This is a genomic window from Pantoea sp. AN62 (assembly GCF_050432985.1).
GTDB classification, from domain to species: Bacteria; Pseudomonadota; Gammaproteobacteria; order Enterobacterales; family Enterobacteriaceae; genus Pantoea; species Pantoea brenneri.
In genome coordinates, this window is the sequence record NZ_JBNPYB010000029.1 from 1 (window position 1) to 20,264 (window position 20,264).

Annotated in this window: 19 protein-coding genes, 2 pseudogenes and 1 other annotated feature; of the genes and pseudogenes, 14 read left to right on the forward strand and 7 right to left on the reverse strand. The window is 53.1% G+C overall.

The window, feature by feature from the left end; all coding sequences use genetic code 11:
* Nucleotides 1-398: 398 nt before the first annotated feature.
* The 4 genes and pseudogenes from yqaB to luxS all read left to right on the forward strand — a co-directional run bounded on the left by yqaB (nt 399) and on the right by luxS (nt 3,689).
* The gene (yqaB, locus tag FHW04_RS22775; protein ID WP_089562569.1) at nt 399-965 is read left to right on the forward strand and encodes a fructose-1-phosphate/6-phosphogluconate phosphatase; all 567 of its coding nucleotides are present in this window, start codon (nt 399-401) and stop codon (nt 963-965) included.
* Nucleotides 962-1,390 (forward strand): YqaA family protein, encoded by a 429-nt coding sequence (locus FHW04_RS22780; RefSeq protein ID WP_031374771.1) that lies wholly within the window; start codon nt 962-964, stop codon nt 1,388-1,390. The genes yqaB and FHW04_RS22780 overlap by 4 nt, the downstream gene beginning before the upstream one ends.
* 31 nt (nt 1,391-1,421) lie before the next feature.
* Nucleotides 1,422-3,024: pseudogene (gshA, locus tag FHW04_RS22785) on the forward strand (glutamate--cysteine ligase).
* 149 nt (nt 3,025-3,173) lie between these two features.
* Nucleotides 3,174-3,689, forward strand: a complete 516-nt coding sequence (gene luxS, locus FHW04_RS22790) for an S-ribosylhomocysteine lyase (RefSeq protein ID WP_089562570.1) — start codon at nt 3,174-3,176, stop codon at nt 3,687-3,689.
* 57 nt (nt 3,690-3,746) lie between these two features.
* On the opposite strand, the gene FHW04_RS22795 is transcribed toward luxS, so the two are convergent.
* Nucleotides 3,747-5,033, reverse strand: a complete 1,287-nt coding sequence (locus FHW04_RS22795) for an HlyC/CorC family transporter (protein WP_069728904.1) — start codon at nt 5,031-5,033, stop codon at nt 3,747-3,749.
* A gap of 15 nt (nt 5,034-5,048) precedes the next feature.
* A complete protein-coding gene (locus FHW04_RS22800; protein WP_031374775.1) occupies nt 5,049-5,849 on the reverse strand; it encodes a cytochrome C assembly family protein in 801 nt (266 codons plus the stop codon).
* 165 nt (nt 5,850-6,014) lie between these two features.
* Between FHW04_RS22800 and ffh the strand changes: the two genes are divergently transcribed.
* The 5 genes from ffh to rplS all read left to right on the forward strand — a co-directional run bounded on the left by ffh (nt 6,015) and on the right by rplS (nt 9,523).
* On the forward strand, nt 6,015-7,376 hold the full coding sequence (ffh, locus tag FHW04_RS22805; protein WP_031374776.1) for a signal recognition particle protein: 1,362 nt from the start codon (nt 6,015-6,017) through the stop codon (nt 7,374-7,376).
* 141 nt (nt 7,377-7,517) lie between these two features.
* Nucleotides 7,518-7,766, forward strand: coding sequence for a 30S ribosomal protein S16 (gene rpsP, locus FHW04_RS22810; RefSeq protein ID WP_003849041.1), 249 nt, complete (start codon nt 7,518-7,520; stop codon nt 7,764-7,766).
* An 18-nt stretch (nt 7,767-7,784) separates the two neighbouring features.
* Nucleotides 7,785-8,333: a ribosome maturation factor RimM gene (gene rimM / locus FHW04_RS22815; protein ID WP_046289605.1), complete on the forward strand. Its 549-nt coding sequence runs from the start codon at nt 7,785-7,787 to the stop codon at nt 8,331-8,333.
* A 35-nt stretch (nt 8,334-8,368) separates the two neighbouring features.
* The gene (gene trmD, locus FHW04_RS22820; RefSeq protein ID WP_031374777.1) at nt 8,369-9,133 is read left to right on the forward strand and encodes a tRNA (guanosine(37)-N1)-methyltransferase TrmD; all 765 of its coding nucleotides are present in this window, start codon (nt 8,369-8,371) and stop codon (nt 9,131-9,133) included.
* Nucleotides 9,134-9,175: 42 nt separating this feature from the next.
* Nucleotides 9,176-9,523, forward strand: a complete 348-nt coding sequence (gene rplS / locus FHW04_RS22825) for a 50S ribosomal protein L19 (RefSeq protein ID WP_031374778.1) — start codon at nt 9,176-9,178, stop codon at nt 9,521-9,523.
* 73 nt (nt 9,524-9,596) lie between these two features.
* Here rplS and FHW04_RS22830 read toward each other — a convergent pair whose 3' ends face one another.
* Nucleotides 9,597-10,157, reverse strand: a complete 561-nt coding sequence (locus FHW04_RS22830) for a GNAT family N-acetyltransferase (RefSeq protein WP_031374779.1) — start codon at nt 10,155-10,157, stop codon at nt 9,597-9,599.
* 290 nt (nt 10,158-10,447) lie between these two features.
* On the opposite strand from FHW04_RS22830, the gene FHW04_RS22835 reads away from it, so the two are divergent.
* Both FHW04_RS22835 and tyrA read left to right on the forward strand, forming a co-directional pair.
* Entirely contained in the window at nt 10,448-11,527 is a 1,080-nt protein-coding gene (locus FHW04_RS22835; protein WP_031374780.1) for a 3-deoxy-7-phosphoheptulonate synthase, read from the forward strand.
* Nucleotides 11,528-11,532: 5 nt separating this feature from the next.
* Nucleotides 11,533-12,654: a bifunctional chorismate mutase/prephenate dehydrogenase gene (tyrA, locus tag FHW04_RS22840; RefSeq protein ID WP_089562571.1), complete on the forward strand. Its 1,122-nt coding sequence runs from the start codon at nt 11,533-11,535 to the stop codon at nt 12,652-12,654.
* A gap of 33 nt (nt 12,655-12,687) precedes the next feature.
* Here tyrA and pheA read toward each other — a convergent pair whose 3' ends face one another.
* The 4 genes from pheA to bamD all read right to left on the reverse strand — a co-directional run bounded on the left by pheA (nt 12,688) and on the right by bamD (nt 15,437).
* Nucleotides 12,688-13,851, reverse strand: a complete 1,164-nt coding sequence (pheA, locus tag FHW04_RS22845; protein ID WP_031374782.1) for a bifunctional chorismate mutase/prephenate dehydratase — start codon at nt 13,849-13,851, stop codon at nt 12,688-12,690.
* A 22-nt stretch (nt 13,852-13,873) separates the two neighbouring features.
* Nucleotides 13,874-13,998, reverse strand: a sequence feature (Phe leader region).
* Entirely contained in the window at nt 13,950-13,997 is a 48-nt protein-coding gene (pheL, locus tag FHW04_RS22850) for a pheA operon leader peptide PheL (protein ID WP_193387678.1), read from the reverse strand. (Overlaps the previous feature by 48 nt.)
* Before the next feature lie 93 nt (nt 13,999-14,091).
* Nucleotides 14,092-14,427 (reverse strand): ribosome-associated translation inhibitor RaiA, encoded by a 336-nt coding sequence (gene raiA / locus FHW04_RS22855; RefSeq protein ID WP_031374783.1) that lies wholly within the window; start codon nt 14,425-14,427, stop codon nt 14,092-14,094.
* 278 nt (nt 14,428-14,705) lie between these two features.
* Nucleotides 14,706-15,437, reverse strand: a complete 732-nt coding sequence (bamD, locus tag FHW04_RS22860; RefSeq protein ID WP_089562572.1) for an outer membrane protein assembly factor BamD — start codon at nt 15,435-15,437, stop codon at nt 14,706-14,708.
* A 130-nt stretch (nt 15,438-15,567) separates the two neighbouring features.
* Here bamD and rluD point away from each other — a divergent pair, with 130 nt between their 5' ends.
* The 3 genes and pseudogenes from rluD (at nt 15,568) to clpB (ending at nt 19,973) form a co-directional block, all read left to right on the forward strand.
* Nucleotides 15,568-16,545, forward strand: coding sequence for a 23S rRNA pseudouridine(1911/1915/1917) synthase RluD (gene rluD, locus FHW04_RS22865; RefSeq protein WP_031374785.1), 978 nt, complete (start codon nt 15,568-15,570; stop codon nt 16,543-16,545).
* Nucleotides 16,545-17,274: pseudogene (yfiH, locus tag FHW04_RS22870) on the forward strand (purine nucleoside phosphorylase YfiH). Before rluD ends, yfiH begins: the two are co-directional and overlap by 1 nt.
* A gap of 113 nt (nt 17,275-17,387) precedes the next feature.
* A complete protein-coding gene (gene clpB / locus FHW04_RS22875) occupies nt 17,388-19,973 on the forward strand; it encodes an ATP-dependent chaperone ClpB (protein WP_179420109.1) in 2,586 nt (861 codons plus the stop codon).
* The last annotated feature ends 291 nt before the right edge of the window (nt 19,974-20,264 follow it).

Here is a 20,264-nt window from a genome sequence, read left to right on the forward strand (position 1 = left end):
TGGTCGGAAAAACGCTTCTTCATGGGGATGTCCTCATGTGGCTTATGAAGACATTACTAACATCGGGGTGTACTAATCAACGGGGAGCAGGTCAAAACCGATCTGCTTTATCAACCCGGCTAACAGGCTGTCTGGCCTGACTCTTTCTGCTGACGGTTAGCGCGTAAATCCGGTTTTCTATTGCTGGCTTTTAATTGATGCCAGCCAGCTCCGGTTTACCCTCTGCGGATAAAAAATGCTGCAATTTCGTACGGTTATTGCCGGTCGCAGACGATCACCTTTATCTGAAAAGAAAAATTGCTAATGCTTTCAAAGCATTTGCTGTTCATCCCCCCTGGCGACAACCTGTGCACATTAGGCTAAAGTAATGTCTCATTTGTTGGAGGTCCGGAGTGACTATGTACGATCAATACGACGCCCTGATTTTCGATATGGACGGCACCATTCTCGATACTGAGCCGACACATCGAAAAGCGTGGCGTCAGGTACTGGCGCGTTATGGAATGACGCTGGATGAAGCGCGTATTGTCGGCTTTAATGGTGCTCCTACCTGGCGACTGGCGCAGTTCATCATCGAAACGAATCAGTCGTCTCACGATCCTCATCTTCTTGCCGCCGAAAAGACCGCCGCAGTGAAAGCCATGCTGTTGGAAAATGTTCAGCCGCTTCCTTTGATGGAGGTGGTGAAGGCTTACCACGGGCGTCGTCCTATGGCAGTCGGTACCGGCAGTGAACACAGCATGGCAGATGCGTTACTGACGCAGCTGGGCGTGCGTGAGCTGTTTTCCGCCGTGGTCGGCGCTGATGACGTACAGCGGCATAAACCTGAACCAGATACCTTCTTACGCTGCGCCGAGCTGATGGGCGTGGCGCCAGAGCGCTGTGTGGTTTTCGAAGATGCAGATTTTGGCGTTCAGGCGGCGAAAGCGGCAGGGATGGATGTGGTGGACGTCCGCTTACTGTGAGTGAGATGCTCGCCTATGCCTCATTGTTCGGCAGCAGTTTTTTAAGTGCGACGCTCCTGCCAGGAAGCTCTGAAGCACTGCTGATAGCACTATTAATTGCAAAAAAGACGTCAGTTTATGGGTTGCTTTTGGCCGCATCACTGGGAAACACCTTGGGCGGCTTAACCAACATTTTTCTTGGTCGCTTGCTGCCGTTAAAACGTCAGGGGCGATGGCATGACACAGCAATGACGTGGTTGCACCGATTGGGTCCTGCAGCACTGTTATTTAGCTGGTTACCAGTGATAGGTGATCTGCTCTGCGTGCTTGCAGGCTGGTTACGCTTCGCCTGGTTACCGGCGATGTTGTATCTCGCTGTCGGTAAAACACTGCGTTATATCGTTATCGCGACCGCCACATTACAGGGTATGCAATGGTGGCATTGATTCGCACAGATTCGAGGCTACGGTTAACATTATGCTGAACAAAAATAAATTATTCTCACAGCGGGAGGTTAATGTGATCCCGGACGTATCTAAAGCGCTCTCCTGGCTGGAAGCGCATCCTGATGCCCTCAAGGGTATCGGCCGTGGCATCGAACGTGAAACGTTGCGCGTGCAGGCAGACGGTAAGCTGGCGGAAACCGGTCACCCCGAATCACTGGGTTCGGCGCTGAAGCATGACTGGATTACCACAGACTTTGCCGAAACGCTGCTGGAGTTCATTACGCCAGTGGATCACAGCATTGATCACATGCTGGCTTTCCTGCGTGATATTCATCGTCATGTTGCCCGTGAACTCGGCGAAGAGCGTATGTGGCCCTTCAGCATGCCGTGCGAGATTGACGATGCGAACAAGATTGAACTGGCACAGTATGGGAAATCCAATATTGGCCAGATGAAAACGCTGTATCGCCAGGGGCTGAAAAACCGCTACGGCGCGTTGATGCAGACCATCTCCGGTATTCACTATAACTTCTCGCTGCCGCTCTCTTTCTGGCAGGAATGGGCCGATGTGAAAGATCAGGAAAGCGGGAAAGAGACCATCTCTGCCGGCTATCTGCGACTGATCCGTAACTATTATCGTTTTGGCTGGGTGATCCCGTATCTGTTTGGTGCGTCGCCCGCCATCAGTTCCAGCTTCCTGCAGGGCCGCGAGAGCGCACTGCCGTTTGAAACATAAAGATACCCTGTGGCTGCCGTATGCCACCTCGCTGCGTCTGAGCGATTTAGGCTATACCAACAAATCCCAGAGCGCGCTGGGCATTACCTTCAATTCACTGGAAGGCTATGTCACTGCGCTGAAGAAAGCAATCAAGACGCCGTCGGAAGAGTATGCTGAGATGGGCACCAAAGATGCCGACGGCAACTGGCTCCAGCTCAACACTAACGTGCTGCAGATTGAAAATGAACTCTATGCGCCTATCCGGCCTAAGCGCGTTACGCGCTCGGGTGAAGCGCCTTCTGACGCGCTGCTGCGTGGCGGCATTGAGTACATTGAAGTGCGCTCGCTGGATATTAACCCGTTCTCAGCGATTGGCGTGGACGAGAACCAGGTGCGCTTCCTCGACCTGTTCCTGATCTGGTGTACGCTGGCTGACGCGCCGGAAATGAGCGCTGACGAGCTGCAGTGTACCCGTAAAAACTGGAATAGAGTGGTGCTGGAAGGGCGTAAGCCGGATCAGAAAATTGCGGTCGGCTGTGGTGAAGCGGAGCATTCGCTGGTTGAAGTCGGTAAGACACTGTTTGCCGATCTGCGTCGGGTGGCGGAAGTTTTAGACAGCAACAACCAGGGCAGCACGCAATATCAACAAGTTTGCGATCAACTGGTGGCATCGTTCGACGATCCTGAGCTAACCTATTCGGCGCGCATCCTTCAGGCGATGAAGGACAATGGTGTTACCGGTACCGGTGTGGCGTTAGCGGAACAGTATCGCCATCTGCTTTGTGAAGAGCAGCTGGAAGTGCTGAGCGAAGACGATTTCAGTCGTCAGGCGAAGGAGTCTGTGGCAGCACAGCAGGCGCTTGAAGCCGATGACAAGCTGGATTTTGAGGCTTATCTGGCGAGCCGGGAAGGGTAGAAAAGAAAAAGGCCACATCAATGTGGCCAAATTAACATCTCTGTTGTCAGGGATGATGATAACAAATGCGCGTCTTTCATATATTCAGACGTTGGGCGAACAGAAAAGTTTCATCGTTTTAAAAAAATTCTTAAAACAGGAGGTGACGTATGCCACTACTGGACAGTTTTACCGTTGATCACACTATCATGGCCGCTCCCGCCGTACGCGTTGCGAAAACCATGAAGACTCCGCATGGCGATACGATTACCGTTTTTGACCTGCGTTTTTGCCGCCCGAACATTGATATCCTCACTGAGCGTGGCATTCATACGCTGGAGCACCTGTTTGCCGGTTTCATGCGTAATCATCTGAACGGTGACGGCGTTGAAATCGTTGATATCTCGCCAATGGGTTGCCGTACTGGCTTCTACATGAGCCTGATTGGTACGCCAGACGAGCAGCGCGTAGCAAAAGCGTGGAAAGGGGCGATGGAAGACGTTCTGAAAGTTAAAGATCAGAACCAGATCCCTGAGCTGAACGAATACCAGTGCGGCAGCTACAAGCTGCACTCGCTGGAAGAAGCACAGCAGATCGCCCGCAATGTGCTGGCACATTATATCGGTGTTAACCGCAACGAAGATCTGAAACTGCCTGCTGAGAAGCTGAAAGAACTGCACATCTAGTCAGGACTTTTCTGCTAAAAAAAACGCCGCATTATTATTGCGGCGTTTTTTTATGGCTTAAGAGCCGATAGATTTCTTTAACGGCGTGGTCGGTGTGATGCGAACCTGTTTAATCATGTTGTCCTGCACATCGAGGATGTCGATGTTGTACTGACTGATTTGCACCCGGGTCTGCACCTCAGGAATCTCCTCCAGCGCCTCCAGCAGCATGCCATTGATGGTGCGGGCTTCCTGCTCCGGCAGATGCCAGTTAAACGCCTTGTTGATTTCACGCACGTTGGCGCTGCCTTCAACCAGCACCGATCCATCATTCTGCGGCATCACTTCTTCAGCCAGCGAAGGCGACATCGAGGTGGTGAAATCGCCGACGATCTCTTCCAGAATATCCTCTATCGTCACCAGTCCTTTGATATCGCCATACTCATCAACCACCAGTCCGGCTTTCTTCTTATTGCGCTGAAATTTCACCAGTTGGGTGTTGAGCGGCGTGCCTTCCGGGATGTAGTAGATCTCATCGGCAGCGCGCAGCAGCGTCTCTTTGGTGAACTCTTTTTTCTCGGTCATCATGCGCCAGGCCTCACGCACCCGCAGCATGCCGACGCAGTCATCCAGCGAATCCCGGAACAGCACGATGCGGCCGTGTGGCGAATGACTTAACTGGCGGACCACCGATTTCCAGTCATCGTTGATGTTGATGCCGACGATCTCATTACGCGGCACCATGATGTCATCCACACTGACCTTCTCGAGATCGAGGACGGACAACAGCATGTCCTGATTACGGCGTGATATCAGGTTACGCGATTCGTAAACGATGGTACGCAGCTCTTCTTTACTCAGCGCGGAATTGACAGAGCCGTCAGCGCGAATACCGACCATCCGCATCAGCAGACGGGTAATGGTGTTCAGCAACCAGACCAGCGGCAACATAATGTATTGCAACGGACCCAGCAGGAAGCTACTGGGATAGGCGACTTTTTCCGGATAGAGCGCCGCCACGGTTTTTGGTAACACTTCGGCAAACACCAGCACCACGAAGGTCAGTACACCGGTGGCGATGGCAACGCCGGCATCACCATACAGGCGCATCCCGACGATGGTACCGAGGGCAGAAGCAAGAATGTTGACCAGGTTGTTGCCGATCAGCACCAGGCTAATCAGGCGGTCTGGGCGGCGCAGCAATTTTTCGACGCGACGGGCAGCGCGGTGGCCATTTTTAGCCTGATGGCGCAGCTTGTAGCGATTGAGAGTCATCATGCCGGTTTCAGAGCCCGAAAAATAAGCCGAAACCAGCACCATGATGATCAGCGTAACAATCAGCGTGGTGGTTGAAACATGTTCCAACGCAGAACTTCCTTTTTAACGAGAGGTAGGGATAAGCAGGTGCTGTAGGATGCGACTGCCAAAGTAGGCCATGGTTAATAACAATGCGCCGCTGCAGTTAAACCACACCACACGACGTCCACGCCAACCTTCATGATAGTGCCCCCACAGCAAAACGATATACACAAACCAGGCGATGATGGAGAGCACCGCTTTATCGACGTTTTCCGCGCTGAAAAGATCCTGCATGTAAAACAAGCCGGTACACAGCACCAGCGTCAGCAGCACTACGCCGACCTGGGTGATGTGAAACATCTTGCGTTCAATCGTCAGCAGTGGCGGCATGTCCTGGGTAAAGGTCAGTCGCTTGTTTTTCAGCTGATAATCGATCCACGCCAGTTGCAGCGCATACAGCGCCGCGATGATCAGCGTCGCGTAGGCAAACAGCGAGAGGCCGATATGAATCATCATGCCTGGGGTGGTTTCCAGATGAGTGATAAACGCATTGGGCACAAAAGTAGCAAAGGCGAGGTTGATCAGCGCGAAGCTATAAACAATCGGCAGCAGTAACCAGCCACGGTTGCGGGACGCCACAATGGTCATGATGGCACAGATCAACAGACTGACCAGCGAGCCGATATTGAGCAGGCTTAAGTTCTGTCCACTGTCGACGGCAAAAATACGTTGCTGCAAGGCCACCGCGTGAGTAATCAACGCGACGCAGGCAGAGAGCATCGCCATTCGCCGCCAGCCGCCGTTACGTTTCAACAGGCTGGGAATGATCAGTGCAAGACTAAGGGAGTAGGCGAACAGCGCCACTATCGCGAAAACGAACATAGATCCTTTCGGGTATCAGTCAGATAAGGAAAACGGCAGTATAGCGCCAGCCGCAGCTGGCACCAAACGATCTGAGGGGCAATTGCAGAGATCGCTGAGGCTTCGTGTTATAATCCGCCGCATTCTGCCGATCAGGCGCCTCGCGATCTTTTTAAGTGAGAGACCATGTTTGATAATTTAACCGATCGTTTGTCGCAAACCCTGCGCAATATCAGCGGCCGCGGAAGGCTGACTGAAGAGAACATCAAAGAGACCCTGCGTGAAGTTCGCATGGCACTGCTTGAGGCAGACGTTGCGCTGCCGGTAGTGCGTGACTTCATTAATCGCGTGAAAGAGAGCGCGGTTGGGCACGATGTGAATAAAAGCCTGACGCCAGGTCAGGAGTTCATCAAGATCGTCCGTAACGAACTGGTTGCGGCGATGGGTGCAGAAAACAATGCGCTGGATCTGGCTGCGCAGCCGCCTGCCGTAGTGCTGATGGCCGGCCTGCAGGGTGCGGGTAAAACCACCAGCGTCGGTAAGCTGGGTAAGTTCCTGCGTGAGAAGCATAAAAAGAAAGTCTTAGTGGTTTCTGCCGACGTTTATCGTCCGGCGGCAATCAAACAGCTGGAAACGCTGGCGCAACAGGTGGGCGTAGATTTCTGTCCATCCGATCTGAGCCAGAAGCCGGTCGACATTGTTAACAATGCGCTGCGTGAAGCACGCCTGAAGTTTTACGATGTTCTGCTGGTGGATACTGCGGGTCGTCTGCACGTTGACGAAGCGATGATGGACGAAATCAAACAGGTTCATGCCGCGATTAATCCGGTAGAAACGCTGTTTGTGGTCGATGCCATGACCGGTCAGGATGCGGCGAATACCGCCAAAGCCTTTAACGAAGCGCTGCCGCTCACCGGGGTTATCCTGACCAAAGTGGATGGTGATGCGCGCGGTGGTGCGGCGCTGTCGATTCGTCATATCACCGGCAAGCCGATTAAGTTCATGGGTGTCGGTGAGAAGACTGATGCACTGGAGCCGTTCTATCCGGAGCGTATCGCTTCACGTATCCTCGGCATGGGCGATGTGCTGTCGCTGATCGAAGATATCGAAAGCAAGGTTGACCGCGATCAGGCGGAGAAGCTGGCGAAGAAGCTGAAAACCGGTGACGGTTTCGATCTCAATGACTTCCTTGAGCAGTTGAAGCAGATGCGTAACATGGGCGGGATGGCCAGCCTGATGGGCAAACTGCCAGGCATGGGGCAGCTGCCGGATAACGTGAAGTCACAAATGGATGACAAGGTGCTGGTGCGCATGGAAGCGATCATCAACTCGATGACGCGTAAAGAGCGCCAGAAGCCTGAAATCATCAAAGGCTCGCGCAAGCGCCGTATTGCTACTGGCTCCGGTATGCAGGTGCAGGACGTTAACCGCTTACTGAAGCAGTTCGACGACATGCAGCGTATGATGAAGAAAATGAAGAAGGGCGGAATGGCGAAAATGATGCGCGGCATGAAAGGTATGATGCCGCCAGGTTTCCCTGGACGCTAAGTGTTCCACAAAAAAGCCCGAAAGGACGCGGTTTAGGTTGCTTTTTGCGCCAAAATGAGTAAAATTTTCGGGCTTTTTATACAGCACCCGGACCCCGTTCCTCGATGGGGGCCGGGTGTTTTATTAACTGAAGAGGATGTTATGGTAACAATTCGTTTGGCACGTCACGGCGCTAAAAAGCGTCCGTTCTATCAGGTCGTCGTCACTGACAGCCGCAATGCACGCAACGGTCGTTTCATCGAGCGCGTTGGTTTCTTCAACCCGATCGCATCTGGTCAGGCTGAAGGTCTGCGTCTGGATCTGGATCGTATCGAGCACTGGGTTGGCCAGGGCGCAACACTCTCTGATCGCGTTAACGCGCTGGTCAAAGAAGCTAAGAAAGCAGCTTAATCTGTCACGGTGGTGAGCATGAGCAGACAACTTGCCGCACAGCCTCCCGTTAATCCACTGGTGTTGGGTAAAATGGGAGCCGCCTACGGTATTCGCGGCTGGCTCAAAGTGTTTTCCTCCACTGAAGACGCTGAAAGCATCTTCGACTACCAACCCTGGTTTATCCAGCGCGCCGGTAAATGGCAGCAGATCGAACTGGAGAGTTGGAAGCACCATAATCAGGACCTGATCATCAAAGTTAAAGGCGTTGACGATCGGGATGCGGCGGCTCAGTTAACCAATTGCGAAATTCAGGTTGACTCGACGCAGTTGCCATCGCTGGAAGAGGGCGACTACTACTGGAAAGACCTTATGGGTTGCCAGGTGGTTAACCTCGACGGCTACGAGATGGGCAAAGTCATCGATATGATGGAAACCGGCTCGAACGACGTTCTCGTCGTTAAGGCAAACCTGAAGGATGCGTTCGGTGTGCAGGAGCGGTTAATTCCGTTTCTTGATGAACAGGTTATCAGGAAAGTCGATCTCTCTACTGGCGTTATTGAAGTAGATTGGGATCCTGGTTTTTGATCTCCGAATCGAACGGTAACGTAACGGCGAATACAATGTGGATTGGTGTAATTAGCCTGTTTCCAGAAATGTTTCGCGCTATTACCGATTACGGGGTAACTGGCCGGGCAGTAAAAAACGGTCTGCTCAGCATTCAAAGCTGGAGTCCTCGTGACTTCACGCACGACCGGCACCGTACCGTAGACGATCGTCCATACGGCGGCGGACCGGGAATGCTGATGATGGTACAACCCTTACGGGATGCCATCTCCGCAGCGAAAGCAGCGGCAGGTGATGGGGCCAGGGTGATATATCTTTCACCTCAGGGGCGCAAACTGGACCAACAGGGCGTTTGCGAACTGGCGGCACGGGACAAGTTAATTCTGGTCTGTGGCCGTTATGAAGGGATAGATGAGCGCGTAATCCACGCCGAAATTGACGAAGAATGGTCAATCGGTGATTACGTTCTCAGCGGCGGGGAACTGCCAGCTATGACGATGATTGACGCAGTCGCCCGGTTTATTCCCGGCGTACTCGGCAAGCAGGCGTCAGCCGAAGAGGATTCGTTCTCGGAGGGGCTGCTGGACTGTCCGCACTATACCCGACCTGAAGTGTTAGACGGTGTGGAGGTTCCGGCAGTATTACTGTCAGGCAACCATGCTGATATTCGCCGTTGGCGCCTGAAGCAGTCGCTAGGCCGTACCTGGCTGAGAAGACCTGAACTTCTGGAAAACCTGGCTCTGACTGAAGAGCAAGCAAGGTTGCTAAGTGAGTTCCAGCGGGAATTTCATCAGCAACAAAACGATGATGTGGAAGAGTGATCTTCCCCGACTATCAGTTTACCCAGGATATGAGATTTAATTATGAGCAACATTATCAAGCAAATTGAACAAGAGCAGATGAAACAGGACGTACCTTCCTTCCGCCCGGGTGATTCCGTGGAAGTGAAAGTATGGGTCGTTGAAGGTTCTAAAAAACGTCTGCAGGCATTCGAGGGCGTGGTTATCGCTATCCGTAACCGCGGTCTGCACTCTGCATTCACTGTTCGCAAAATTTCTAACGGCGAAGGCGTTGAGCGTGTATTCCAGACTCACTCGCCGGTTATTGACAGCATCACTGTCAAACGTCGTGGCGCTGTGCGTAAAGCCAAACTGTACTACCTGCGTGAGCGTACTGGTAAGTCTGCTCGTATTAAAGAGCGTCTTAACTAAGGTATCGCTAACGCGACATCTAAAAGTTAATAGCAAACAAGGGGTTGGCGTGATGCCAGCCCCTTTTTTTATCTTAATGCCCAACCAAAGATGATAATTCGTCGGCATCCGGTCGCGGAAAATGGTAAATCGCCGTATTCACCGCGCCGCTCTCCAGCACAATCAACCCGTAGCGGCAGCCAATAAACTCACCACCACATTTCTCTGCCACTGCCCGACTGGCCAGATTTTCCTCTGCCGCCAGGATCTCTATACCGCGCGTTTCAGGTCGAGAAAACCCCAGCGTCAGCAAAGCCTTCACGGCCTGGCTGGCGATCCCCTGACGTTGTGCGTCGCTGCGTACCCAGTAGCCTAAAGCGCTGAAATCGCCGGGATGACGGGCGAATCGGATACCGGCCCCTCCGAGCAGGCGATCGTGTTGATCAACGATGGCAAATTCCTCCGCCTGTGCCTTAATTCGTTGCCAGTGGGTGAAGCGGATCCAGCTTTCCGCTTCGTGCGGCTGATAATTCGGGTGTGCCCAGGCCATCCACGGCATCAGGCTTTCCAGCGAGGCGTTAACCGCCTGGGTGAATGCGTCTATGTCATTGAGGGTAAAAGGGCGCAGCTTAATGTTTGCAGCAGTCTGTGGCATAGCACACTCGGTAATCGTCAGGTTGATGGCTTCATTCTGCCAGCGACGTGCGGGAAAACAATATCCAGTAGTGTAAATAAATCTGTACAGTTGATCGGGATTAGTGAATCAAGGTGATTGGTTTAATTAGTTGATTTTTATCAATATTTACAATTTTTGTTGAGGTTTTTAATTTCAGTGGTAATAAAAGTGTACGTTTATAGTTGTGTCATGTATTCGCTGTGATACAGTGTGCTCCATCCTCCATGAGGATCCCATGACCGCATACACGAGCAAAAAGGATCGCCATCATGCAAAAAGACGCGCTGAACAATGTGCATATCGCCGACGAACAGGTACTTATTACCCCGGAAGAGCTGAAAGCAAAATTTCCGCTGACCGCTGAGCAACAGGCTCAGGTTGCTGCCTCTCGTCAGACTATCTCCGACATTATTGCCGGCCGCGATCCTCGCCTGCTGGTGGTGTGCGGACCTTGTTCAATCCACGATACCGAAGCGGCTCTGGATTATGCTCGTCGTTTGCAAACTCTGTCTGAACAGTTGAAGGATCAACTGTATCTCGTGATGCGCGTCTACTTTGAAAAACCCCGTACCACCGTCGGCTGGAAAGGGTTGATCAACGATCCTTACATGGATAACTCATTCGATATGGAAGCAGGTCTGCACATTGCCCGTAAACTGCTGGTGAACCTGGTTGAAATGGGTTTACCGCTGGCAACTGAAGCGCTGGATCCTAACAGCCCGCAGTACCTTGGCGATCTGTTCAGCTGGTCAGCCATCGGCGCGCGTACCACTGAATCGCAGACGCACCGTGAAATGGCCTCTGGCCTGTCGATGCCGGTGGGTTTCAAAAATGGCACCGACGGCAGCCTGGGCACCGCGATTAATGCGATGCGCGCAGCGTCAATGCCGCACCGCTTTGTCGGCATCAATCAGGCGGGGCAGGTTTGCCTGCTGCAGACGCAGGGCAATCCGGATGGACACGTCATTCTGCGCGGCGGAAAAGCGCCTAACTACGGTCCGGAAGATGTTACGCAATGTGAAAAAGAGATGCTCAAGGCGGGACTGCGTCCGGCCTTAATGATAGATTGCAGCCATGGTAACTCTAATAAAGACTACCGTCGTCAGCCTGGCGTAGCGGAATCCGCTATCGCCCAGATCAAAGATGGAAACCGTTCAATTATTGGTTTGATGCTGGAAAGCCATATCAATGAAGGTAACCAGTCTTCTGAGCAGCCTCGCAGTGAAATGAAATATGGCGTCTCTGTCACCGATGCCTGCATCAACTGGGACGTCACTGAAACGTTGCTGCGTGAGATGCATCAGGATCTGCAGGGAGTGCTGTCGGCGCGTCTGTCACACGAGGTGTAAGAGCAATGGTGGCTGAACTAAGCGCGTTACGCGATCAAATTGATAGTGTCGATAAGGCGCTGCTTGACCTGCTGGCCAGACGGCTTGAACTGGTCGCCGAGGTGGGCGAAGTCAAGAGCCGTTATGGACTGCCGATTTATGTTCCTGAGCGTGAGGCCTCCATGCTGGCTTCGCGCCGTAAAGAAGCTGAAGCGCTCGGTGTTCCGCCGGATCTGATTGAGGATGTGTTGCGTCGGGTAATGCGCGAATCCTATACCAGCGAGAACGACAAGGGCTTCAAAACGTTGTGTCCTGAACTGCGGCCGGTAGTGATCGTCGGCGGTAATGGTCAGATGGGGCGGCTGTTTGAGAAAATGCTGCGGCTGTCGGGCTATACGGTGAAAACGCTGGATAAAGATGACTGGCCACAGGCAGAGAATTTACTCAGCGATGCCGGCATGGTGATCATCAGCGTACCGATTCATTTGACCGAACAGGTCATTGCCCGACTGCCGCCGCTGCCACAGGATTGTATTCTGGTCGATCTGGCGTCGGTGAAGAACCGGCCGTTGCAGGCGATGCTGGCTGCTCATAGCGGTCCGGTGCTGGGGCTGCACCCGATGTTTGGCCCGGATAGCGGCAGCCTGGCAAAACAGGTGGTGGTCTGGTGTGATGGTCGTCAGCCCGAAGCCTATCAGTGGTTTCTGGAGCAGATTCAGGTCTGGGGCGCGCGCTTACACCGCATCAGTGCGGTTGAGCACGATCAGAATATGGCATTCATTCAGGCGCTGCGTCACTTCGCAACGTTTGCTTACGGCCTGCATTTAGCAGAAGAGAACGTTAACCTCGATCAGCTACTGGCGCTGTCGTCACCGATCTACCGGCTGGAGCTGGCGATGGTCGGACGATTATTTGCTCAGGACCCGCAGCTCTATGCTGACATCATCATGTCGTCAGAGAGCAACCTGGCGCTGATTAAACGTTATTACCAGCGCTTCGGTGAGGCGATTGCCTTGCTGGAACAGGGTGATAAGCAGGCATTCATTGCCAGCTTCAATCGGGTTGAACACTGGTTTGGCGATCACGCGAAACGCTTCCTGGTTGAAAGTCGCAGCTTATTGCGTTCGGCGAACGACAGTCGTCCTTAAGCAGAAAGGCATCCCGCGGGATGCCTTTTTTGTCTATTCTCCCGGTTCGACCGGCACCACATTCTCACTGGGATAACAGCCCAGCACCTTCAGTGAACGGGTCATGGTCTGCAACTCCTGCAGCGCCTGCTGCATTCTTTCCGACTGCAGGTTGCCCTGAACGTCGATATAAAACATCTCTTCCCATGGATTGCCGTTAATCGGCCGCGACTCCAGCTTGCTCATGATCAGATTATGCTGGCGCAGCACCAGTAAGGCATCAACCAGCGCACCCGCCTGCTGACCCGTTGCCATGATCAACGTCGTTTTGGCCGGAACCTGATCTGAAACCTCGATTGCTTTGCGTGCCAGCACGATAAAGCGCGTATGGTTCTGCTGCTGGTTCGCCAGGTTACGCTCCAGCACCTGCAACTGGTAGAGTTCACCGCCGGCTTCACTGCCCAGTGCCGCCACTTTCGGTGAGTTAAGCGCCGCGACTTTCTCCATCGCTGCCGCAGTGCTTTCGGTATATTCGATTTTCCAGTGCGGGAATCGGTTAATGAACTGACTACACTGCTGGAATGGCTGAGGATGGCTGTAGACCGTCTCGATCTGCTGCAAGTCAGTAGGGCCATTGACCAGTACGCAATGGTCAATCGGCAGCGTCATTTCTCCGACGATCGATAAGCTGGTCTGCTGCAGCAAATCGTAGACGTCATTGATTGAACCTGAACTGGTGTTCTCAATCGGCATCACCGCGTAATCAGCTGCGCCGTTCTCTACCTGCTTGATAATGTCGTGAAATTTCAGGCAACCGCATTCAACCATATTGTCGAAATGACGGGCGGCATATTTGCGTGCCGCCAGATGGGAGTAAGAACCTTTAGGGCCGAGAAAGGCGATACGTGCCGCATGGGCATGCGGATGATTCAGGTTTTTTTGCAATAACGCCTGCTGGGTTAACACCGAGTCTTCGATCACCAACTGAAACAGCCGGGTGATGTAATGTGCATCCAGATTATGCGCTTTGCCTAGCACAATCAGGTTTTCCAGCAGCGCTCGCTCACGTTCGACGTCACGAATCGGGCGGTGGGTAGCCAGTTTGGCCTGCGCAACTTCCACTGCCAGCAGGCGGCGTTCGGCTAAAAGCGTCAGGAGTTTTTTATCAACTGCGCTGATTTTATCGCGTAGCGCCAGCAGTGGATTGTCGGGATTCATAAGGCTCACCTGTAAGCTGTCCAATAAAAAAGCCTCCCGGTTGGGAGGCTTTGTTGTTCGTCTTCGCTTTCGTTTTCACACGACGAATGGCCTCCCGTTCAGGGGAAGGTAAAAAAGAAAGCGAAGAAAAACAGGTCATGTTTCATAGGTATGTCCGAAAAAAGTGTGTTCTGAGAGTAACCGTACTGATTTAAAGCTGTCAATAAAAAACGCGCCCGCAGGCGCGTTAACCGAATCAGGTCAGGATTGTTCGTCAGCGGGGATAATGTCTTTCACGCTGGCACTGGCGCGGCGCGCTTCAGATTTATGCTGTACTTTATTCAGCTGGCGCTCGAGCTTGGCGATCAGATCGTTGATAGCGGTGTACATATCCTCGTGTTTGGCACTGGCCACCAGCGTCCCGTTAGGCGTATTAATGGTGGCATCGGCTACAAATTCTTTGGGCTCTTTGGACAGGACGATATGGGGATTAATCAGGTCGGTTTGCCATTTTTCAAGCTTGGCGAGACGGTCTTCAACATGGTTGCGGATAGCCGCAGTGATTTCCATTTGTTTGCTGGTAATGTTCAGGATCATCAGTCTTACCTCTCTGTCATTTCCGTCTTGGTAGGTCCAGCATAGCGCGATAAAGGGTTAATTGCGTGATTTTGATCACGAAAAAATGTCACTTTTTGTCAAGCCAGACAATTTGTGAGAAAGGCAGAGAATGTGGCCGAAAAGCCTTGAAGCGAAGCGATTCTCGCGGCATTCTTGATGAGTTAACTAGCCAGCAAATATCTGTGACTGGTTATGCAATAAGCAAAAAAAAGCAGCCCATTCAGGCTGCTTTTTTATGGCCGATAATCTACAGACGATCAGTGACTGTTCGCTGCAATGATTTTCACCACTTTATCTGCTTCAGCGTTCAGCTGCAGATGACGGTAAGCATTTTCCATCAACGGCAACGCATCATGTGTTGCCTGCGTATCCGGATAATCGCGCATCATGCCCTCTACCCGGTTAACAACCGCGACATAAGCCTCACGCTTAGTATAGAATTGCGCCACTGAAAGCTCATATTTAGCCAGACGATCTTTCAGGTAGACCAGACGTTTCTGAGCATCAGCCGCATACTGGCTGTTCGGGTAACCGCGCAGCAGCTGAGAGAAGTCGCGGAAAGCATCACGAGCGTGCGTCGGATCGCGGTCAGACCGATCGATACCAAAGAAGCCCTGCAGCGCCGAATCATCCAGCGCCATGTCCGTCAGACCTTTCATGTAGATGACATAGTCAATGTTCGGATGCGTCGGGTTCAGACGCATGAAGCGAGCGATGGCAGCCTGCGCCAGGGGCAGATCGGCATTTTTATAGTACGCGTAGATTAAATCCAGCTGAACCTGCTGCGAATAAGGACCGAACGGATAACGATTATCCAGCGCTTCCAGTTGCTTAATCGCGGCTTTAAAGTTACCGTCCTGCAGCTTTTGCTGCGCTGTAGCATAAATTTCAGAAGGCGGGCTGTCCGGTACCGCGTCATTTGAGCCGGAACAACCAACAAGTGCCAGGCTCAGTGTGGCAGCAGCCACCAGATGTTTCATACGCGTCATGACGAAGTGATTATCCTCAAAATGTTATGGCGGAAGCTGTCCGTATAGCTCCCGGTAATGACCAGGTACGATAGCACATTATATTAAACGGCATCGCCGTGAAAACCCAACGTTAACGAAGAAGCTGTATATGGCACAACAAGTTCAACTCACCGCAACGGTATCCGAATCACAACTCGGACAACGCTTAGATCAATCTTTGGCGGAATTGTTCCCTGATTATTCACGTTCTCGCATAAAAGAATGGATCCTCGATCGTCGCGTCACAGTCAATGGCGTAACGGTTGATACACCGAAAGAAAAAGTGTTGGGCGGCGAGCTGGTCGCCATTAACGCTGAGATCGAAGAAGAGCAGCGCTGGGAACCGCAAGCTCTGCCGCTCGACATTGTTTATGAAGATGAAGACATTATTGTCATCAACAAGCCGCGTGATTTCGTGGTGCACCCTGGCGCCGGCAATCCCGATGGCACGGTGCTAAACGCCTTACTTCATCACTATCCGGCGATTATGGATGTGCCGCGTGCTGGCATCGTTCACCGTCTGGATAAAGACACCACCGGTTTGATGGTGGTCGCGAAGACCGTACCGGCGCAGACGCACCTGGTGGAATCGCTGCAGAGGCGCGAAATCACCCGTGAATATGAAGCGGTCGCGATTGGCAACATGACCGCAGGTGGCACCGTTGATGAGCCTATCAGCCGACACTCGACCAAACGCACCCACATGGCAGTCCATCCGATGGGTAAGCCAGCGGTGACGCATTACCGCATCATGGAGCATTTCCGCGCGCATACCCGTTTGCGTCTGCGTCTGGAAACCGGTCGTACTCACCAGATTCGTGTGCATATGTCGCACATCAATCATCCGCTGGTGGGTGATCCGCTTTACGGCGGTCGTCCTCGCCCACCAAAAGGGGCATCGGATGCGTTCATTGCGACCCTGCGCGGTTTCGATCGACAGGCACTGCACGCCACTATGCTGCGTCTGTATCACCCGATCAGCGGTATCGAGATGGAGTTCCACGCAGCGATTCCGCAGGATATGGTCGATTTGATCGCAGCGCTGAAAGCCGATACTGAGGCTTTCAAGGACCAGATGGACTGGTGATGCAGATGATTATTCCTCAATGGCCGGCACCGGCGCGCGTCCGGGCTTGCTCGACGCAGCGTCAGGGCGGCGTCAGCCTGTCGCCCTGGGATGCACTCAATCTCGGCGGGCACGTGGGGGATAAGCCAGAGCACGTTGCACAGAACCGACAGTTACTGGTTGAACAGGCGGGTTTGCCAGCGATGCCACAGTGGCTGGAGCAGGTGCATGCCACTGATGTGGCGCGTCTGTCCTCGGGCGGCACTGAGCCGTTGCGTGCCGATGCCTGCATTACCGCCGAAGCAGGCGTGGTGTGCGCGATCATGACCGCCGACTGTCTGCCGGTGCTGTTCTGTTCAGCGGATGGAAGCGAGGTCGCTGCGGCGCATGCGGGCTGGCGGGGGATTGTGTGCTGGCGTGCTGGAAAACACGCTGGCGCAGTTCCGTTCACCAGCGCATCAGATTCACGCCTGGCTGGGGCCGGCGATTGGTCCGGATGCGTTTGAAGTGGGTGCCGAGGTTCGGCAGGCGTTTATGGCACAGGATCCTCGCGCTGCAGAGGCTTTTCGTCCAGCTGGTGAGAAGTTTTATGCCGATATCTGGCAACTGGCGCGCTTACGTCTGCAGGCCGCAGGCGTGCAATCCATCAGTGCTGACAGCCGTTGCACCTTCACCGAAGGTAACGATTTCTTCTCGTTCCGCCGTGATGGAATCACCGGGCGTATGGCAACTTTAATCTGGCTGTTATAACCTTACGCCATAAGACGGTCCAGTTAGCGTATTTTTTACTCAAATCTCAGGTCATTAACCTTGAAATTTTGAGGGATGACCTCATTTAATCTCCAGTAGCATTTTGACCTGTAATGGGAGGAATTATGCGTCTGGATCGTCTTACTAACAAATTCCAATTGGCTCTCGCCGACGCGCAGTCCCTGGCTCTGGGACACGACAACCAATTCATTGAACCTCTGCACCTGATGAGCGCACTGCTTAAACAGGAAGGCGGATCGGTTTCACCTTTATTGACGTCAGCAGGTATTGACGTTGCCTCATTGCGCACTCAGGTTGAGCAGGCTATCGATCGTCTGCCACAGGTGGAAGGCAGCGAAGGGGACGTACAACCCTCATCTGACCTGGTTCGGGTACTGAACCTGTGTGACAAACTGGCGCAGAAGCGCAACGACAACTTTATATCATCTGAATTATTTGTTCTGGCGGCCCTCGACTCACGGGGTTCACTGGCCGATCTGCTGAAAGCGGCAGGCGCAACCAGTGAAAAACTCACCAAGGCTATTGAACAAATGCGTGGAGGGGACAGCGTGAACGATCAGGGGGCTGAAGATCAGCGCCAGGCATTAAAGAAATACACTATCGATCTGACCGAGCGTGCTGAGAAGGGCAAGCTTGACCCGGTGATTGGCCGTGACGAAGAGATTCGACGCACCATTCAGGTTCTGCAACGCCGGACTAAAAACAACCCGGTACTGATTGGTGAACCCGGGGTCGGTAAAACCGCCATCGTTGAAGGGCTGGCGCAGCGGATTATCAACGGCGAAGTGCCTGAAGGCCTGAAAGGGCGGCGGGTACTGGCGCTGGATATGGGTGCGCTGGTGGCCGGTGCCAAATATCGCGGTGAGTTTGAAGAGCGTCTGAAAGGCGTGCTGAATGACCTGTCCAAACAGGAAGGCAACGTCATTCTGTTTATTGATGAACTGCACACTATGGTAGGTGCCGGTAAAGCTGACGGCGCGATGGATGCGGGCAACATGCTCAAACCGGCGCTGGCACGCGGTGAACTGCACTGCGTGGGCGCGACTACGCTCGACGAATATCGTCAGTACATTGAAAAAGATGCGGCGCTGGAACGGCGTTTCCAGAAAGTCTATGTGGCTGAGCCCACAGTGGAAGACACCATCGCCATTCTGCGTGGTCTGAAAGAGCGTTATGAACTGCATCACCATGTGCAGATTACTGACCCGGCCATTGTGGCGGCCGCGACCTTGTCGCATCGCTATATTGCCGATCGTCAGTTGCCGGACAAAGCGATTGACCTGATCGATGAGGCCGCTTCCAGCATTCGTATGCAGATTGACTCGAAGCCGGAAGCGCTTGATCGGCTGGAACGCCGGATTATTCAGCTCAAGCTGGAGCAGCAGGCGCTGAAGAAAGAGGCAGACGATGCCAGCATTAAGCGTCTTGAAATGCTGGAAAGCGAACTCGACCAGAAAGAGCGCGAATACGCCGAGCTGGAAGATGAGTGGAAGGCGGAAAAAGCGTCGTTGTCCGGTACGCAGAATATTAAAGCCGAGCTGGAACAGGCGCGTCTGAATTTAGAGCAGGCACGTCGCCTCGGCGATCTCGCCCGGATGTCTGAGTTGCAGTACGGTAAAATTCCGGCGCTGGAAAAACAGCTGGCCGCAGCCACTCAGGCAGAAGGCAAAACCATGAAGTTACTGCGCAACCGCGTAACCGACGTGGAGATTGCCGATGTGCTGGCGCGCTGGACCGGTATTCCGGTGGCACGCATGATGGAAGGTGAGCGCGATAAACTGCTGCGTATGGAGCAGGATCTGCATGGACGGGTAATCGGACAGGATGAAGCGGTAGAGGCGGTATCGAATGCGATTCGTCGTAGCCGTGCGGGCTTGTCAGATCCTAACCGTCCAATCGGTTCGTTCCTGTTCCTGGGGCCAACCGGTGTCGGTAAGACCGAGCTGTGTAAGTCGCTGGCTAACTTCCTGTACGACAGTGATGATGCGATGGTGCGTATCGATATGTCCGAGTTTATGGAGAAACACTCGGTGTCGCGTCTGGTGGGTGCGCCTCCGGGCTATGTCGGATATGAAGAGGGCGGTTATCTGACCGAAGCCGTTCGCCGTCGTCCTTATTCCGTGATTCTGCTGGATGAGGTGGAGAAAGCGCATCCGGATGTTTTCAACATCCTGTTGCAGGTGTTGGATGATGGGCGCCTGACGGATGGCCAGGGACGCACGGTCGATTTCCGCAACACCGTGGTAATCATGACCTCTAACCTCGGATCGGATTTGATTCAGGAACGGTTTGGCGATCTGAACTATGCCGAGATGAAAGAGATTGTCATGGGCGTGGTTGGACATCATTTCCGTCCAGAGTTCGTTAACCGTATAGATGAGGTGGTAGTGTTCCATCCGCTGGCGGAGAAACATATCGCGTCGATTGCCCAGATTCAGCTGCAGCGGTTGTACAAACGTCTGGAAGAGCGCGGCTATCAGCTGCATATCTCTGACGCGGCGATCAAACTGCTGGGTGAGAACGGTTATGATCCGGTATATGGCGCGCGGCCGCTGAAACGTGCGATACAGCAACAGATTGAGAACCCGCTGGCACAGCAGATTCTCTCTGGTACGCTGGTTCCCGGAAAAACAATCGAAATGGATGTGGAAAACGACGTTATCACCGCGCATCAGTAATGCAGCATGAAGAAAAACGGGCCTCAGGCCCGTTTTTCTTGTCTATTAGTGGGTGATTTGCTGGTTTTTTATTCATATTGCACGTAAAGTGAACGGTTGGTTAAAAAGTTGAAATTAGCACTTGTCAGCCTCCGGAAACTCCCTATAATGCGCCTCCACTGACACGGAGCACCGGCTTACGGAGAGACGGGTCAGCAGGCACAGGAGACTGCGCCGCCGGAGAAAAGCTTCTGAAAAAGAAGTTGACTCTGAGGGAGGAAAGCGTAATATACGCCTCCTCGCGACAGGACG

Excerpts from the sequence above, each read along its gene's own strand:
- rluD (WP_031374785.1), top strand. The coding sequence starts at position 15,568 with ATGGCACAACAAGTTCAACTCACCGCAACGGTATCCGAATCACAACTC.
- bamD (WP_089562572.1), bottom strand. The coding sequence starts at position 15,437 with ATGACGCGTATGAAACATCTGGTGGCTGCTGCCACACTGAGCCTGGCA.
- ffh (WP_031374776.1), top strand. The coding sequence starts at position 6,015 with ATGTTTGATAATTTAACCGATCGTTTGTCGCAAACCCTGCGCAATATC.
- yqaB (WP_089562569.1), top strand. The coding sequence starts at position 399 with ATGTACGATCAATACGACGCCCTGATTTTCGATATGGACGGCACCATT.
- rplS (WP_031374778.1), top strand. The coding sequence starts at position 9,176 with ATGAGCAACATTATCAAGCAAATTGAACAAGAGCAGATGAAACAGGAC.
- trmD (WP_031374777.1), top strand. The coding sequence starts at position 8,369 with ATGTGGATTGGTGTAATTAGCCTGTTTCCAGAAATGTTTCGCGCTATT.
- clpB (WP_179420109.1), top strand. The coding sequence starts at position 17,388 with ATGGGAGGAATTATGCGTCTGGATCGTCTTACTAACAAATTCCAATTG.
- rimM (WP_046289605.1), top strand. The coding sequence starts at position 7,785 with ATGAGCAGACAACTTGCCGCACAGCCTCCCGTTAATCCACTGGTGTTG.
- rpsP (WP_003849041.1), top strand. The coding sequence starts at position 7,518 with ATGGTAACAATTCGTTTGGCACGTCACGGCGCTAAAAAGCGTCCGTTC.
- tyrA (WP_089562571.1), top strand. The coding sequence starts at position 11,533 with ATGGTGGCTGAACTAAGCGCGTTACGCGATCAAATTGATAGTGTCGAT.
- FHW04_RS22800 (WP_031374775.1), bottom strand. The coding sequence starts at position 5,849 with ATGTTCGTTTTCGCGATAGTGGCGCTGTTCGCCTACTCCCTTAGTCTT.
- luxS (WP_089562570.1), top strand. The coding sequence starts at position 3,174 with ATGCCACTACTGGACAGTTTTACCGTTGATCACACTATCATGGCCGCT.
- FHW04_RS22830 (WP_031374779.1), bottom strand. The coding sequence starts at position 10,157 with ATGCCACAGACTGCTGCAAACATTAAGCTGCGCCCTTTTACCCTCAAT.
- raiA (WP_031374783.1), bottom strand. The coding sequence starts at position 14,427 with ATGATCCTGAACATTACCAGCAAACAAATGGAAATCACTGCGGCTATC.
- FHW04_RS22835 (WP_031374780.1), top strand. The coding sequence starts at position 10,448 with ATGCAAAAAGACGCGCTGAACAATGTGCATATCGCCGACGAACAGGTA.
- pheA (WP_031374782.1), bottom strand. The coding sequence starts at position 13,851 with ATGAATCCCGACAATCCACTGCTGGCGCTACGCGATAAAATCAGCGCA.